Source organism: Pseudomonas sp. P4_B4 (assembly GCF_056402255.1).
Genome location: NZ_JBFUHS010000014.1, coordinates 71,334 through 86,101, shown reverse-complemented (window position 1 = coordinate 86,101; position 14,768 = coordinate 71,334). Strand labels below are relative to the sequence as shown.

Sequence of the window (14,768 nt, the reverse complement as noted above, 5' to 3'; positions counted from 1 at the left end):
TGTTACGGGTAAAATATTTCAATCGTCCCTGAGCCATCGAGGTGAACGGCGGTGCTCATGTCCAGGCTCGCGGTGGGGGCGATGACGGCATCGACCGTAACCGTCGTTGTGAGGTTTTGGACCGAGGCCGGCCCTGCGGTACTGGCGGCGCTGTCGGTAAAACCCAGGTAGCTTTTCTGGGCGATCGGTATGGGGTTTGAACTGGAGGTACTCCAGGCCATGCCTTGGGTGGTGGAGTCGGTTCGATACACGCGGGCAAAGCTGTCCGCGCTGGCGTTGGCGGGATCGAGATTCAGTGAGTACAGGCCAATCCTGTTGCTGCGCTTATCCAGACCCAGTCCGTAGTAAATCCCGCTGTTGACCGTCGCCGTACCTGGGCGGTTGTCATGCATGACAAGGGCAAATTGCGTCGGTGCGTCGCAGCCAACCTGCAGGGTCAATTCCTTGGGTGGCAGTCGGGTACTTTTGTCGGGGTTCAGGTCGTTTATCGATAACCGACCGAAATCCACCAGGCCGCCATTGGACAGTTCCACCTTGCACGCGGCAGGGGCGAAACTGGCGCGCAGGGTTAGCTCCCTGGAGCGGCCCGTAGCGACCGCGTCGAACAGGCCGGTGGTTTCCCAGACAACGGTGTCACGTACCTGCAATGCTTTTGCCGGCGCCCAGGCTGTCAGTTCCAGTTGCGCCGACAGGCTTTGCCCTTGTACCGCCACCCCACCCCGAACCGGAACGATCGCCTGTTGCGGTCGCCAAAGCAGACTTGAAGCGGCTTCTTCGGGTACCTGGCCGACGGCGGAAATCTGGCCCAGGTCCACCGGTTGCCCATCGAGTACGGCGTCCCCCATGCGCACGGCATAGCTGCCGTGCTCGGTAAAGCGAAAGCGCTCGGCGGTCGCTGCCATGGCGCGGTAGAACAGGGTCATGTCGGTGGGTTGTGAGCAGTTCAGGTTCAGGCTCAGGCGGCGCTCGCCCAGTGGCTGTTCTGCGGGGGCATTGGCGCGTATTGCCCGATTCATCAAGCCGTAATCGAGTACCGGCTGACTCAAGGTGAGCTGGCATTCATCGGCGAGCGCCCAGGCCTGTGGCGTGAGTCCGCTCAACATCAGCGTGCCGAGTGTTAACAGCAAAGGGCGGGACAGTTTCATAGGGTCATCCTTAAAGAGCCCGACACTGGGCGGTGGCGGTCTCGTAATACACCTGGGCATTGGCCTTGGCGGGCAGCTCGAAACGCAGTTCGCAGCGTTCCAGCCCCGGTGCGGTTATCCACAGGTCGCGGGTGTCCAGGACGTTGGGCAGAAACACCAATCCCCCTTCTTGAGCGAGCGTGACGAACTCACCGTTTGCGGTGCTTACCGTCGCGCCACGGGGCAGGGGGGCACCGTTGTCGGTGGTGACTTTGAGCAAGGCACGACGGGTCAACGTGACACCGAACTCGACTTTGTCGACGGCTCCGCGCCCGGCGGAAACCACGGCCAGTCCGTTGTTGATATCGAGGTTGCGTGGCAGCGAGCGGGTGTCGACTTCTACCGGGCTGCGGCCATAGGCGCTCACGTGAGGAACCACGGCGTGACCTTGCCAATCGGTCCAGACCGGACCGCTGGGGGTCGAGACTTTGATGGCGCTCGTATCGCCTACCGAAAGCAGCGCGAAGGTGTCCCGTACGGGGTATGGCGATAACGTCAAGCCGTCGCCGTGCAGCACAGCGCCGCCACGCGCGCCAATCTGGTAGCTGGAGTGTTCGGCATCGGAGCGGGTGTAGCTCAAGTCCAATTGGCTGTAGCGCGGCAGCAGGGAAACCCCTGCTGAGGACTGCACTTGTTTGTCTCGGGTGTCGTGTTCAACGCCGACCCGGTAACTCAACTGGTCGTTGATCTGTTCGTTCAAGCCGACACCGCTGCGGTATTCGCCAGCGGAACTGCGTAACCAGGTGCGGGCTCGACGGCTTTCACCCAGTGGAATACTCAGGCTCAGGTAAACACTGTCGTCGCTACGTTGGGTGCCGCTGACTTGCCATAGCGCCGTGGCCGACAGCGACACGCCGCCGATCTGGGTGCCCCAGGACGCCAGGGCGCGGCTACTGTTTTGTCCGTCGAAAGTCGTTGAACGATTGAAGCCGCTGCTGAACGCGCCAAGCCCGGGGCGAGACCAGGCCAGCGACAGGCTCTGCTGATCGCGGTAACGCGTCTGGCTGCGCTCCGAGTGAGTATCGAACACTGCCTCCGACAGTTCGCGAAAGCCGAAGGTCCGGTGCGAAGTTCCGGCATTGATCGACCACTGCTCCCCCATGCGTTGCGAAACATTCAGGTCGGCCTGAAGCCCTCTGTTGGCCTGGTGGGTGCTGGTGTCGGTCGCTTGCAGGGTGGCCTGGATCTGTGTGTCGGGCCCTGGCAGCAGGCTCAGGCCTGCGCCCGCAGCACGGTAGTCGGCGGCGCCCGTAGCGCCGGTGCTGAGCAGGACATTCGGGTTGAGTGCTCCGCTCCAGCTGCCGCTGATTACCCAGGGGTCGCCGCTCTGTGCAGTGCCGAGACTGCGTACCTGGCCGGCGGCCAACGAAAAGCCGGGAGCCGGCAGGCCAACGCCGAGCATGGCGACGGGGACCGTGAAGCGTTGCTCGCTACCATCCGCTTCCTTGACGGTGACCTCGACATCGGAGCGACTGTCGAGCCGACGCACGTTACTAAGGGAAAACGGCCCGGCCGGCACCACTGTCGAGTGGATCAGCGAACCGTTCTGCCGGATTTCCACCTGAGCCTGGCTGTGAGCAATCCCTTCGATGGGATTGCTTTGGCCTTCGACCTGGAGCGCCTGCTCGGTCATGACCTGGACGCCGGTGATCTGCGCGCCGGCCAGTACCGGGTTGTAGAGATTGACCTGACCTGCTTGAAGCACCGTCTCATGGCTGGCAATGGTGCGCTGGGCGTAAGCCGCCAGGTGAGTGGTGCTGGACACATCGTTCTGCCAGGTCTGCACCTGACGACTGCGCACAATCCAGTCGCCGGCATTGAAACCGACTTCGGTATTGGCCGAGAGGTAGCGGTTCGATTGACTGCCGTATTGGCTGTGAAGGCTGTTGACGTCGTAGTTGAGTAACCCGGCGATACCGCCGGTTTGAAAAGCAGAGATATCGCGGACAGCCGGACGTATCGCCTGGGTGGGCACTATCAATGAAAGGCCGAGGTTGGCCGGGTCCTGTTCGATTCGGGCTTGCGGCCAGGTGGCGAGCGTATCGAAACAGCCTTTGTCGTTGGCTGGAGTTGGGGGGGCGGTCAGGTTTGCCGCATCGAGCAGGGCACGGTCAAAGCACAAGTCGCCTTCGCGGTTGAATGTGACGTCCACCCGGCCACTACGCATTCCATTGACCGTGAGGGTGATCGGATGTCGGCCAGGGGTGAAGTTCGGAGCGGCCAGCAGCAGGGTTGCGAGACTGGGGTCGATACCGCGTTGACTCAGCATTTTCTGGTCGAACGAAGTCAGCATCGAAGCATCATTGAGATCTTCGGCATAGGCGTTGGTCCCCATCACTACATTGCTTAGCAGCAACACCATGCCGGTACGAAGTCGCGACAGATGAGGGAGTTTGCGGATCGCCCGAATCGCAGGCATGGCTTCGCCATCACGGTATTTCAATACGGTGTTCATGAGGTTCACTTGGGTTATGTCTGGGTGCCGACTTGATCCGCTACGGCTTCCGTCACGCATGCAGCGAAAGCAAAACCGGCCGTCACGTTGAAATGTCGACGCCTGCCTTTCCCTGTACGGCGCTATCGGTGGCGTCAGTTCCAGGGGGCGAGCGGCGCCTCATAGGGCGGCACAGAAAAGCCATAGACGGTCGCTGGGAAAATTCGAACCTGGGTGGCAGCCTTTGCACGGACCGAAACGCTGATGTGGTCACCAGGCAGCACATAGGTTCGCGGTAGCAGTGCAGCGCTCCCGGAAGGCAGCAGTTGTACTTCCTGAGCCAGGCGAACGACATAAGGTGTTTCGTTGCGTACGGTCAGTTGACCATCCTGCAGCGACCATTTCAGATCGGTCCATGGTGTGCGGTTGCGCGCCAAGCCAGCGGGGTGAAGGATGATTGGCAGGTTCTGGCGCACCGTCACCCCCACACGGGCACGCCCGGCTTCCAGAGCGGATTTGTCTTGGGGGATGCCTTCAAAAATCACCCGTTTCAAACGCTGGGTGAGCAGGGGTTTTTCTGATTGCAGGATGAAGCGCACCAATTGTGACTTGGAGGCTTCAACGCGTGCCAATGGAGGGGTCACGAACACCAATGGCTCGGTGTCTTCGGGAATGTCTTCGATGGTGATATGTAGCAGCGCCAGGTTGGCGTCGGTATTGGTCACGGATACAGCGGTTTCCCCATTGGCTTCATTGACGATCACCACTGAGGTATCGGGCACCATGCCGTCGGCGTGAGCCTGCGCGGTCAATAGCAGAGCGCATGCACCGATGCCCGTATGGGTCAAGCGGCGCATCTGCTTCAAAAATATTGTCTTGATGTCTCTCATTGAAATTCCCGGATAAAAGACCGTTGGCATGGCTCGCAGTACAGGTAATGCAGGGATTCTGTGAGTAAGCGTGGATTGCGCAGGGTCATTGGCGTCTTGTTCATGTTTTCGATAGTCAGGCGAGAGTGAGCGCAGTTCTGTGCAGGTACGGCCGGACTGCTTGGTAGACCGCAATTTAGCGAGCAGGCGGAGCGGGAGGAATGCAACTAGTACGAAAAGAGAGGGGGGTATGTATGAAAGAGTGTTGCGGACTACGTAACGTTTTCTAACGAGGAATCCTTTGGTAATAGCCCTCCTGCGTAGTCTTCAGCGCGCTGCAATGTAGGAACCATCTATTTGTTAGATGGGCAAAGAGTTAGCCCATTGAATACATTGAGGATGTGACGTTAGAGGTTTTTTCGGGGCGTTGTGGAGGGGGGAAGAACGGCGCTATTTTTCGCGCCATTGCGCCACAAGCAGGAGGTATCCCACAATGCGAGTCGTAATTGCTGACGACCATTCCGTCGTTCGAGTCGGACTACGCATACTCATCAACGCCAGCCGACGATGCGTGATCGTCGGCGAGGCCGACAGTGCCGACAGCCTGATGCATCTGCTTTCAAGCACGTCCTGCGACCTGCTGATCACTGACTTCTCCATGCCGGGAGGGCAGCAGGCCGATGGCTTGAAAATGTTGAGTACGATTCAACGCCTTTACCCGGCCTTGCCGATCATTCTGGTAACGATGTTTACCAGTGTGGCGACGGCAAGGGCTGCGTTGGCTCAAGGCGTGATGGCCATCGTCGCCAAAACCGCATCGGCGACTGAGCTGCCTCTTGCAATCAATGCGGTGCAGGAAGGGCGCCGTTACCTCAGCGAGTCCCTGCGCACACTGCTGGCCAACGCCCGCAATCAGCTGCACGAATCGCCACTGTCAGCCAAGGAGCACGAAGTGGTCCGAATGCTCGCCAGTGGCATGACCGTCAGCGAAATCGCCATTCATTTCAAACGCAGCGTGTCGACCATCAGTAAACAAAAGAACATGGCCATGCACCGGCTGGGTATTTCCACGGACGTTGATCTTTTTTCCTACGCCCGGGACAACGGAATGTCGTACTGAAATGAAGTGAATAATCATCGCGTTATTTTCGTCATGAATGCCGATAGTGTTCGATGCATTTGCAGATTATCGTGCAGGCAATCTTTCGAAGCCATTATGCAAATCCAGGGGAACCCGCAAATGAGTGAAGCCCATAGCGCCTTGATCACCCGTTTCTACCAGGCTTTCCAGCGCTTGGATGCCGAAGCCATGGCGGCCTGCTACACCGATGATGTGGTGTTCAGTGACCCTGCGTTCGGCGAGCTTCGCGGTCGCGATGCCGGTGACATGTGGCGCATGCTGACCACGCGGGCCAAGGACTTTTCCCTGACCTTCGATCATGTTCGCGCCGACGAGCGAACCGGTGGTGTTCATTGGGTCGCGACCTATCTGTTCAGTCAGACCGGCAACACCGTGGTCAACGATATCCAGGCGCGTTTCATCTTCCGTGATGGCAAGATTTGCGAACATCACGACAGTTTCGATCTATGGACCTGGTCGCGTCAGGCGTTGGGTTTCAAAGGCCTGTTGCTGGGCTGGACGCCGCTGGTGAGAAACGCCGTTCGCGCACAGGCATTGAAGGGCCTGAAGGCATTCCAGGCCAGTCGCTGATAAGATCGCGGCTTGTTTTCCTTCAAGCCCTGATCGTTACGTGACCACCCTCAGCGAAAGCCCTGTCGACGCCGACACCCCCGCGAGCAAAACCTGGTTCGTCTACCTTGTTCGTGCGGCCAACGGTTCGCTCTATTGCGGGATCAGCGATGATCCCGTGCGTCGCTTCGCCAAGCATCAAAGCGGCAAGGGCGCGCGATTCTTTCTTTCCAGCCCTGCCATGGCCCTGGTCTACACCGAACGCTGTCGCGATAAAGGCGATGCTTTACGTCAGGAACGGCTGATCAAAAAACTCAAAAAGAGCGCCAAGGAATGCCTGGTGGCGAGCGCCGTCTCTGGCTTATCACTCTGACTGATCAGTTCCCATCAGGCAGATCTGTAGGCTGCCAGGTGATTGCGCGCTAAGCTGCGGACTCCTGATCCTTGCGGCGGAGCCGAGCATGTCCGAGTTGATTCTGCATCATTACCCGACGTCCCCCTTTGCCGAGAAGGCCCGCCTGCTGCTGGGCTTCAAGGGCTTGTCCTGGCGTTCGGTGAAGATCTCGCCAGTGATGCCGAAACCGGATCTCACGGCGTTGACCGGTGGCTACCGCAAGACTCCGGTGTTGCAGGTCGGTGCCGATATCTATTGCGACACGGCATTGATTGCTCGGCGACTGGAACAGGAAAAAGCCTTGCCTGCGTTCTTCCCGGAAGGTCAGGAAATGATCACCGCGTCGTTTGCAGCCTGGGCCGACTCAGTGGTGTTCCAGCATGCGGTGAGCCTGGTGTTCCAGCCGGAATCGATAGCGGTGCGCTTTGGCAATTTGTCGCCGGAAGCGATCAAGGCGTTTCTGGCCGACCGTGCCGGTTTGTTCAGTGGAGGTAGCGCGACAAAACTGTCCACCGAACAGGCCAAACATCAGTGGCCAACGATCATGTCGCGCCTGGAGTTGCAGTTGCAGCGCGAAGAGGGTGATTTCCTGTTTGGTGAACCGTCGATTGCCGACTTTGCACTGGCCCATTGCCTCTGGTTCCTCAAAGCCACACCGGTCACGGCACCACTGGTGGAGGCTTACCTGGCGGTGGCCGCGTGGCATGCTCGGGTATTGGGCTTCGGTCATGGAGCGTCCAGCGAGATGAGTTCCGAGGAGGCTCTGGCAGTGGCACGCGCGTCCACGCCAGCGGCATTGCCGAATGAGCAGTTCGTTGATCCCAATGGATTCAAGGCGGGGCAACAGGTAGTGATCGCGGCCACGGATTACGGCGTTGATCCGGTGGCGGGGGAGTTGTTGTTTGCCGGCTGCGAAGAGCTGATTGTACGGCGAGAGGACGAGCGTGGCGGTGTGGTGCATGTGCACTTCCCGCGGTTTGGTTTCCGGATCGAAGCCTGCTGAAACCGACATGCACCTGTGGCGAGGGAGCTTGCTCCCGTCGGGTCGCGAAGCGGCCCCTGAAGAGGGACTGCTGCGCAGTCCAGCGGGAGCAAGCTCCCTCGCCACACGGATTGTTTGAACCCGATTAGTTAATTCAACGCCGCCAGAATCGCATCCGGGTCATACCCGCGAATCAGCGTCCCGTTCACATCGATAATTGGAATGCCGCCACCGCCCAGTGCCCGATAGTCCTCGCGCGCGACAGCATCCTTCTCGATATCGAATTCCTTGTACGGTATGCCTTCCTGATCGAGGAAGCGCCGGGTCAGCTTGCAGTAACCACACCATTCGGTGGCGTAGAGCACGACGTTGGCCTTGGCCTGCGTCTGCGCAGGCACCACTTGCGATGGGTTGAACACCCGCTCGATCTTGCCCCAGTTCTGATAGACCACGACCACCAGCAGGATCAGCAGGAATTTCTTCAGTACGCCACCGAGCATCAGTTTCGGCGCTTCAGTTGATCGGTGAGCGAAGTGGGCAGGCCCTTGATGATCAACGTGCCGGCTTCTTCGTCGTACTCGATCTTCGAGCCCAGCAGGTGTGCTTCGAAACTGATCGACAGGCCTTCGGCGCGGCCAGTGAATCGGCGGAACTGGTTCAGGGTGCGTTTGTCGGCCGGGATTTCCGGCGAGAGGCCGTAATCCTTGTTGCGGATGTGATCGTAGAAGGCTTTCGGGCGTTCTTCGTCGATCAGCCCCGACAACTCTTCCAGGCCCATCGGCTCACCGAGCTTGGCCTGGCTGCTGGCGTAATCCACCAGGGTCTTGGTCTTCTCGCGGGCGTCGTCTTCCGGCAGGTCTTCGCTTTCAACGAAATCACTGAAGGCTTTGAGCAGGGTGCGGGTTTCACCCGGACCGTCGACGCCTTCCTGACAGCCAATGAAGTCGCGGAAATACTCCGAAACCTTTTTGCCGTTCTTGCCTTTGATGAACGAAATGTACTGCTTGGATTGTTTGTTGTTCTGCCACTCGGAAACGTTGATCCGCGCGGCCAGGTGCAACTGGCCAAGATCGAGGTGGCGGGACGGGGTCACGTCCAGTTCGTCGGTCACGGCCACGCCTTCACTGTGGTGCAGCAGGGCGATGGCCAGGTAGTCGGTCATGCCTTGCTGATAGTGTGCGAATAGCACGTGGCCGCCAACCGACAGGTTCGATTCTTCCATCAGCTTTTGCAGATGCTCAACCGCCACGCGGCTGAACGCGGTGAAATCCTGGCCGCCATCGAGGTACTCCTTCAGCCAGCCGCTGAACGGGAACGCGCCGGATTCCGGATGGAACAGGCCCCAGGCTTTACCCTGTTTGGCGTTATAGCTTTCGTTGAGGTCGGCGAGCATGTTCTCGATGGCTGCAGACTCAGCCAGTTCAGAGTCACGAGCGTGGAGAACTGCGGGTGTGCCGTCGGGTTTTTTGTCGATCAGGTGGACGATGCAATGACGGATCGGCATGGGCTTCTCGGCTGAATGAAGAGAGGAGGGCGTGCTCCCCCGAAAAAGCGCCCAGTGTACCGCAACCACTGGTTTTGGCGCGGTGCGAAGGGCAATTGGCGGGCGACCGACGGTGCTTATGCAGTTTTTTACGGTTTTAGCGCAATAAAGCTGACCAAATGGGTAGCTAGAGGCGGATATTTCCACGTCTGTGTGCTAGCTTTGCCCGGTCTTGCGCGAAGTCACTGCGTTAAGCGTGCAGTCAGCATTTGTCAGGTCGAACCAAACCCTGATTTCGGTATCTATAACCCCGATCCCGAGGTTATTTGGCCGAGGGTGCCGGATCCAAAAGATCGGGCTCGATGGCTGACATTGCACTCTGCAATCCATATGAATTTGATAGGGAAGGAACACTAAATGGCTCTTACTAAAGACCAACTGATCGCCGACATCGCTGAAGCTATCGACGCGCCGAAAACCACCGCGCGTAACGCTCTGGACCAACTGGGCCAAATCGTTGCCGATCAGCTGGAAAACGGCGGCGAAATCACTCTGCCAGGTATCGGCAAACTGAAAGTGACCGAGCGCCCTGCCCGTACTGGCCGTAACCCTTCGACTGGCGCTGCCATCGAAATCGCTGCCAAGAAAGTGATCAAGCTGGTTGTGGCCAAAGGCCTGACCGACGCTGTTAACAAGTAAGACTTGTTAAGAAAAAACCGTGCACCGGAGCGATCCGGGCACGGTTTTTTTGTGGGCGTCGTAACGATTTACGCAATGTAAATTGTTGAAATAATCCCTTTGTTTGAAAGCAGTTGTTACCCGCGCATCTGACAGGAATAGCCGTTTGCGCTGAGTTGCATTTTTCTCTCTGTATAAAACGAACGTTCCTACAGAACTGATAGTTGAGTGTGCGCCTTGGGTCGGTAGTATCAATAAGGCGTAGCGCTTGGCTTTGCGTAAAAAGCCAAAACCAAATTTCAGTTGTTGGTTACAGGGACGTTTTTATGAAAGTTAAACAGTTGTTGATGTGCGTATCGTTTCTGGTGTCCGGTCAGGCTTTGGCAAATGTTACCGAGTACTGCCCAAGCCCATCTGACATCAAGGAGTTTGCACCAGGTTCCTATAAAGCCCCGACAGCAAGTGGAGAGGGGGAGTGGTACGGTGTTTCGCAAACCGGGCGTGGGCTGGTAGGTGAATTCGAGTTGGCGATATTCGTACCTCGCGTAGCAGCCGAAGGTGGCACTGTTGCCGGTGAAATTCTGCGTTGTGGTTACAAACTGCAAAATGGAGGCGATCTGGATATGAGATACAAACGAGAGGGAACTATCGTAAGTATTGATACCAGTGGGCCATGGGAGCAATGGTATGGTCAGTATCACTGCTATAGCAAGGAGGCGCGAGCTTGTGCGTTCACAGAGAATGTTCGTACAAAACGTTAAAGCGAAGATATCTAAACTTTCCTGTTATCGAAGTTGCAGGAAAGTTGTCAGGCAGTTAGTGGTTACAGATCTGAGCGTCACTGTTAATCGCTAAGGTCTGTTAAAAGCCGTGTACAGGAGTCATCCAGGCACGGCTTTTTTGTGCGTCTGGCTTTTTACTCGGCTGTAGCTTTCGACCATCGTGCCTGACGCCAGGCCTGTTGCTGCGCTTTGGTCTGGAAGGTCCAGGCGACGAAGCGGCTCTGCTTTTGGCCTTGGCCCATTTCGACCACTTGGCTGTCCAAAGCACCGACCTTTTTCAAGGCGGTCTGGATCGCCGGCAGGTTCGACGCCTTCGACACCAGCGTGCTGAACCACAGCACTTGTTGCGCCACTTGTACGCTCTCGCTGACCAGTTGCGTGACGAATCGCACCTCCCCACCTTCACACCATAATTCCGCCGCTTGCCCGCCAAAGTTCAAAACCGGCAGCTTGCGCTTCGGATCGGCTTTGCCCAGGGCCCGCCATTTGCGCGTGCTGCCCCGCGTGGCCTCGTCCAGCGAGGCGTGGAATGGCGGGTTGCACATGGTCAGGTCAAAGCGCTCTGTGTTCTCCAGCAGTCCTGCGAGGATCTGCTTGGGGTTGCTCTGCTGGCGTACCTGGATCGCTTTGTTCAGGCCATTGGATTGAATGATGGCCTTCGCCGCGGCGATGGCAGTCGCATCGATATCGGAACCGAGGAACTGCCAGCGATAGTCGCTATAACCGATCAGCGGATACACGCAGTTGGCGCCCATGCCGATGTCCAGCACCTTCACGACGGCGCCACGGGGAATCACACCGTCATTGTCACTGGCCAGCAGGTCGGCGAGGAAGTGTACGTAATCGGCACGGCCTGGCACCGGTGGGCACAGGTAGTCGGCCGGAATGTCCCAGTGAGCGATGCCATAGAACGACTTGAGCAGCGCCCGATTGAACACCCGCACGGCTTCCGGGCTGGCGAAGTCGATGCTTTCCTTGCCGTACGGATTGATGATCACGAACTTCTTCAGTTCCGGCGCGCTTTTGATCAGCGTCGGAAAGTCGTAGCGACCCTGATGGCGATTGCGCGGGTGCAGGTTGGCCTTTTCGCGGGGCTCCACGGCTTTGGCCGGAGTCGCGGGTGAAGGCTTTTTACGCGCAGGTTTCGGTGGACGAGGGGCGGTCATGGCGGCGGTCGATTCGGGTATGGCTAAAAGTGGCGGGCATTGTCCCACATCTGAGAGCCACACTAATCAAATGTGGGAGCGGGCTTGCTCGCGAAAGCGGACTTTCAGTCAATATTTATATCGAATGTTATGGCCTCTTCGCGAGCAAGTCGGATCGCCGCACCGCCGCTCCCACAGGGGATCTTCATTGGATGTAAGAAAGTGACAGGCATAAAAAAGGGAGGCCACTTGGGCCTCCCTTCTTCATTGCGATCTGCCGTTACAGGCTGGCAATCCGCGCATGCTGCTCGGCCAGCTTGCCCAGGGCCTGTTCGGCCTCGGCCAGTTTGGCGCGTTCTTTCTCGATGACTTCGGCTGGCGCCTTGTCAACGAAGCCGGCGTTGGACAGCTTGCCGCCGACGCGTTGCACTTCACCTTGCAGACGCTGGATTTCCTTGTCCAGACGCGCCAGTTCCGCACCTTTGTCGATCAAGCCGGCCATGGGCACCAGCACTTCCATCTCGCCGACCAGTGCGGTGGCGGACAGCGGTGCTTCTTCGCCAGCCGCCAGAACAGTGATCGATTCGAGGCGCGCCAGCTTCTTCAGCAGGGCTTCGTTCTCGGTCAGGCGACGCTGATCCTCGGCGCTGACGTTCTTCAGGAACAGCGGCAGCGGTTTGCCCGGGCCGATGTTCATTTCGCCACGGATGTTACGAGTGCCGAGCATCAGGCCCTTGAGCCATTCGATGTCATCTTCGGCGGCCTGATCGATGCGTGTTTCGTTGGCCACTGGCCAAGGTTGCAGCATGATCGTCTTGCCTTCGATGCCGGCCAGCGGCGCGATGCGCTGCCAGATTTCTTCGGTGATGAACGGCATGAACGGATGCGCCAGGCGCAACGCCACTTCCAGTACGCGCACCAGGGTGCGACGGGTACCGCGCTGGCGTTCGACCGGTGCGTTTTCGTCCCACAGCACTGGCTTGGACAGTTCCAGGTACCAGTCGCAATACTGGTTCCAGATGAACTCGTACAGGGCTTGTGCGGCCAGGTCGAAACGGAACTGGTCGAGCTGGCGGGTCACTTCGGCTTCGGTGCGTTGCAGCTGGGAGATGATCCAGCGGTCAGCCAGGGACAGCTCAAAGGCTTCGCCGTTCTGGCCGCAGTCTTCGCCCTTGTCCAGCACGTAGCGCGCCGCGTTCCAGATCTTGTTGCAGAAGTTGCGATAGCCTTCGACGCGGCCCATGTCGAACTTGATGTCGCGACCGGTGGACGCCAGCGAGCAGAAGGTGAAGCGCAGGGCGTCGGTGCCGTAGCTGGCGATGCCTTCGGCGAACTCGTCGCGGGTCTGCTTCTCGATCTTCTTCGCCAGTTTCGGCTGCATCATGCCGGAGGTGCGTTTCTGCACCAGGGCTTCGAGCTCGATGCCGTCGATGATGTCCAGCGGGTCCAGGACGTTGCCCTTGGACTTGGACATCTTCTGGCCCTGGCCATCACGTACCAGACCGTGAACGTACACGGTCTTGAACGGAACCTGCGGCGTGCCGTCTTCGTTTTTCACCAAATGCATGGTGAGCATGATCATCCGGGCAACCCAGAAGAAAATGATGTCGAAACCGGTCACCAGGACGTCGGTGGAGTGGAATTTCTTCAGGAATTCGGTTTTTTCCGGCCAGCCGAGGGTGGAGAACGTCCACAGGCCCGAGCTGAACCAGGTGTCGAGAACGTCGTTGTCCTGTTGCAGCGCAACGTCAGGGCCGAGGTTGTGCTTGGCGCGCACTTCGGCTTCGTCGCGACCGACGTAGACCTTGCCCGACTCGTCGTACCAGGCCGGAATCCGGTGGCCCCACCACAGCTGACGGCTGATGCACCAGTCCTGGATGTCGCGCATCCACGAGAAGTACATGTTTTCGTACTGTTTCGGCACGAACTGGATACGGCCGTCTTCAACGGCGGCAATCGCAGGCTCGGCCAATGGCTTGGTGGACACGTACCACTGGTCGGTCAGCCAAGGCTCGATGACGGTGCCGGAGCGGTCGCCTTTCGGCACTTTCAGGGCGTGATCGTCAACGCTGACCAACAGGCCGGCAGCGTCGAACGCGGCTACGATCTGCTTGCGCGCTTCGAAGCGGTCGAGACCGGCGTATTCGGCCGGGATCTTGCCGTCGATGGTTTCGTTCAGCGTGCCGTCGAGGTTGAACACCTGGCAAGCCGGCAGGACCGCTGCGTTCTTGTCGAAGATGTTCAGCAGTGGCAGGTTGTGACGCTTGCCGACTTCATAGTCGTTGAAGTCGTGGGCCGGGGTGATTTTCACGCAGCCGGTGCCGAATTCTGGGTCGCAGTAATCGTCGGCGATGATCGGGATGCGGCGGCCAACCAGTGGCAGCTCGACAAATTTTCCGATCAGGGCTTTGTAGCGTTCATCGTTCGGGTTCACCGCGACGGCGGAGTCGCCGAGCATGGTTTCCGGGCGAGTGGTCGCGACGATCAGGAAATCGTTGCCTTCAGCGGTCTTGGCGCCGTCGGCCAGCGGGTATTTCAGGTTCCACAGGAAACCTTTCTCGTCGTGGTTCTCCACTTCGAGATCGGAAATCGCCGTGTGCAGCTTGGTGTCCCAGTTGACCAGGCGCTTGCCGCGGTAGATCAGACCGTCTTCGTGCAGGCGGACGAAAGCCTCTTTAACGGCTTCCGAGAGACCGTCGTCCATGGTGAAGCGCTCGCGGCTCCAATCTACGGACGAACCGAGGCGACGGATCTGACGGCTGATGTTGCCACCGGACTCATCCTTCCACTCCCAGACTTTCTCGAGGAATTTCTCACGGCCCAGGTCATGGCGGCTCTGGCCCTTGGCTTCGAGCTGACGCTCTACCAGCATCTGCGTAGCGATACCAGCGTGGTCGGTACCCGGCTGCCACAGGGTGTTGCGACCCTGCATGCGGCGGAAACGGATCAGGGCGTCCATGATCGCGTTGTTGAAGCCGTGACCCATGTGCAGGCTGCCGGTGACGTTCGGCGGCGGGATCATGATGGTGTAGGACTCGCCCGCGCCTTGCGGGGCGAAGTAATTCTCTGACTCCCAGGTGTTGTACCAGGAAGTTTCAATGGCGTGCGGCTGGTAGGTCTTATCCAT

Annotated in this window: 13 protein-coding genes; 6 read left to right on the top strand and 7 right to left on the bottom strand. The window is 58.6% G+C overall.

Annotation, left to right across the window (positions count from 1 at the left end):
* Nucleotides 1-2: 2 nt before the first annotated feature.
* The 3 genes from AC1DVE_RS16425 to AC1DVE_RS16415 form a co-directional block, all read right to left on the bottom strand.
* On the bottom strand, nucleotides 3-1,145 hold the full coding sequence (locus tag AC1DVE_RS16425; RefSeq protein ID WP_223459732.1) for a DUF1120 domain-containing protein: 1,143 nt from the start codon (nucleotides 1,143-1,145) through the stop codon (nucleotides 3-5).
* A gap of 10 nt (nucleotides 1,146-1,155) precedes the next feature.
* Entirely contained in the window at nucleotides 1,156-3,639 is a 2,484-nt protein-coding gene (locus AC1DVE_RS16420; protein WP_223459730.1) for a fimbria/pilus outer membrane usher protein, read from the bottom strand.
* A gap of 134 nt (nucleotides 3,640-3,773) precedes the next feature.
* The gene (locus tag AC1DVE_RS16415; protein WP_223459813.1) at nucleotides 3,774-4,508 is read right to left on the bottom strand and encodes a fimbria/pilus chaperone family protein; all 735 of its coding nucleotides are present in this window, start codon (nucleotides 4,506-4,508) and stop codon (nucleotides 3,774-3,776) included.
* Between the two features lie 472 nt (nucleotides 4,509-4,980).
* Between AC1DVE_RS16415 and AC1DVE_RS16410 the strand changes: the two genes are divergently transcribed.
* From AC1DVE_RS16410 to AC1DVE_RS16395, 4 genes are all read left to right on the top strand, one after another.
* A complete protein-coding gene (locus tag AC1DVE_RS16410) occupies nucleotides 4,981-5,607 on the top strand; it encodes a response regulator (RefSeq protein WP_223459729.1) in 627 nt (208 codons plus the stop codon).
* Nucleotides 5,608-5,727: 120 nt separating this feature from the next.
* The gene (locus AC1DVE_RS16405) at nucleotides 5,728-6,198 is read left to right on the top strand and encodes a nuclear transport factor 2 family protein (RefSeq protein WP_223459727.1); all 471 of its coding nucleotides are present in this window, start codon (nucleotides 5,728-5,730) and stop codon (nucleotides 6,196-6,198) included.
* A gap of 40 nt (nucleotides 6,199-6,238) precedes the next feature.
* Nucleotides 6,239-6,550, top strand: a complete 312-nt coding sequence (locus tag AC1DVE_RS16400) for a GIY-YIG nuclease family protein (protein WP_223459725.1) — start codon at nucleotides 6,239-6,241, stop codon at nucleotides 6,548-6,550.
* Nucleotides 6,551-6,638: 88 nt separating this feature from the next.
* The gene (locus AC1DVE_RS16395) at nucleotides 6,639-7,574 is read left to right on the top strand and encodes a glutathione S-transferase family protein (protein WP_223532212.1); all 936 of its coding nucleotides are present in this window, start codon (nucleotides 6,639-6,641) and stop codon (nucleotides 7,572-7,574) included.
* Nucleotides 7,575-7,702: 128 nt separating this feature from the next.
* Here the strand turns inward: AC1DVE_RS16395 and AC1DVE_RS16390 are convergent, their stop codons facing one another.
* Both AC1DVE_RS16390 and yejK read right to left on the bottom strand, forming a co-directional pair.
* Nucleotides 7,703-8,053, bottom strand: coding sequence for a glutaredoxin family protein (locus AC1DVE_RS16390; protein ID WP_223459721.1), 351 nt, complete (start codon nucleotides 8,051-8,053; stop codon nucleotides 7,703-7,705).
* Nucleotides 8,053-9,057, bottom strand: a complete 1,005-nt coding sequence (gene yejK, locus AC1DVE_RS16385; protein WP_057396732.1) for a nucleoid-associated protein YejK — start codon at nucleotides 9,055-9,057, stop codon at nucleotides 8,053-8,055. The genes AC1DVE_RS16390 and yejK overlap by 1 nt, the downstream gene beginning before the upstream one ends.
* A gap of 396 nt (nucleotides 9,058-9,453) precedes the next feature.
* Here yejK and AC1DVE_RS16380 point away from each other — a divergent pair, with 396 nt between their 5' ends.
* Together AC1DVE_RS16380 and AC1DVE_RS16375 are read left to right on the top strand one after the other, a co-directional pair.
* On the top strand, nucleotides 9,454-9,735 hold the full coding sequence (locus AC1DVE_RS16380) for an HU family DNA-binding protein (protein ID WP_007905514.1): 282 nt from the start codon (nucleotides 9,454-9,456) through the stop codon (nucleotides 9,733-9,735).
* A 305-nt stretch (nucleotides 9,736-10,040) separates the two neighbouring features.
* On the top strand, nucleotides 10,041-10,475 hold the full coding sequence (locus tag AC1DVE_RS16375; RefSeq protein ID WP_223532210.1) for a DUF3757 domain-containing protein: 435 nt from the start codon (nucleotides 10,041-10,043) through the stop codon (nucleotides 10,473-10,475).
* A 155-nt stretch (nucleotides 10,476-10,630) separates the two neighbouring features.
* Here the strand turns inward: AC1DVE_RS16375 and rlmF are convergent, their stop codons facing one another.
* Nucleotides 10,631-11,662, bottom strand: a complete 1,032-nt coding sequence (gene rlmF / locus AC1DVE_RS16370; protein ID WP_223532208.1) for a 23S rRNA (adenine(1618)-N(6))-methyltransferase RlmF — start codon at nucleotides 11,660-11,662, stop codon at nucleotides 10,631-10,633.
* A 259-nt stretch (nucleotides 11,663-11,921) separates the two neighbouring features.
* Entirely contained in the window at nucleotides 11,922-14,768 is a 2,847-nt protein-coding gene (locus tag AC1DVE_RS16365; RefSeq protein ID WP_223459717.1) for a valine--tRNA ligase, read from the bottom strand.

Coding starts and splice junctions, on each gene's coding strand:
- AC1DVE_RS16390 (WP_223459721.1), bottom strand. CDS start 8,053: ATGCTCGGTGGCGTACTGAAGAAATTCCTGCTGATCCTGCTGGTGGTC.
- AC1DVE_RS16380 (WP_007905514.1), top strand. CDS start 9,454: ATGGCTCTTACTAAAGACCAACTGATCGCCGACATCGCTGAAGCTATC.
- AC1DVE_RS16405 (WP_223459727.1), top strand. CDS start 5,728: ATGAGTGAAGCCCATAGCGCCTTGATCACCCGTTTCTACCAGGCTTTC.
- AC1DVE_RS16365 (WP_223459717.1), bottom strand. CDS start 14,768: ATGGATAAGACCTACCAGCCGCACGCCATTGAAACTTCCTGGTACAAC.
- AC1DVE_RS16425 (WP_223459732.1), bottom strand. CDS start 1,145: ATGAAACTGTCCCGCCCTTTGCTGTTAACACTCGGCACGCTGATGTTG.
- AC1DVE_RS16395 (WP_223532212.1), top strand. CDS start 6,639: ATGTCCGAGTTGATTCTGCATCATTACCCGACGTCCCCCTTTGCCGAG.
- AC1DVE_RS16415 (WP_223459813.1), bottom strand. CDS start 4,508: ATGAGAGACATCAAGACAATATTTTTGAAGCAGATGCGCCGCTTGACC.
- AC1DVE_RS16410 (WP_223459729.1), top strand. CDS start 4,981: ATGCGAGTCGTAATTGCTGACGACCATTCCGTCGTTCGAGTCGGACTA.
- yejK (WP_057396732.1), bottom strand. CDS start 9,057: ATGCCGATCCGTCATTGCATCGTCCACCTGATCGACAAAAAACCCGAC.
- AC1DVE_RS16375 (WP_223532210.1), top strand. CDS start 10,041: ATGAAAGTTAAACAGTTGTTGATGTGCGTATCGTTTCTGGTGTCCGGT.
- AC1DVE_RS16420 (WP_223459730.1), bottom strand. CDS start 3,639: ATGAACACCGTATTGAAATACCGTGATGGCGAAGCCATGCCTGCGATT.
- rlmF (WP_223532208.1), bottom strand. CDS start 11,662: ATGACCGCCCCTCGTCCACCGAAACCTGCGCGTAAAAAGCCTTCACCC.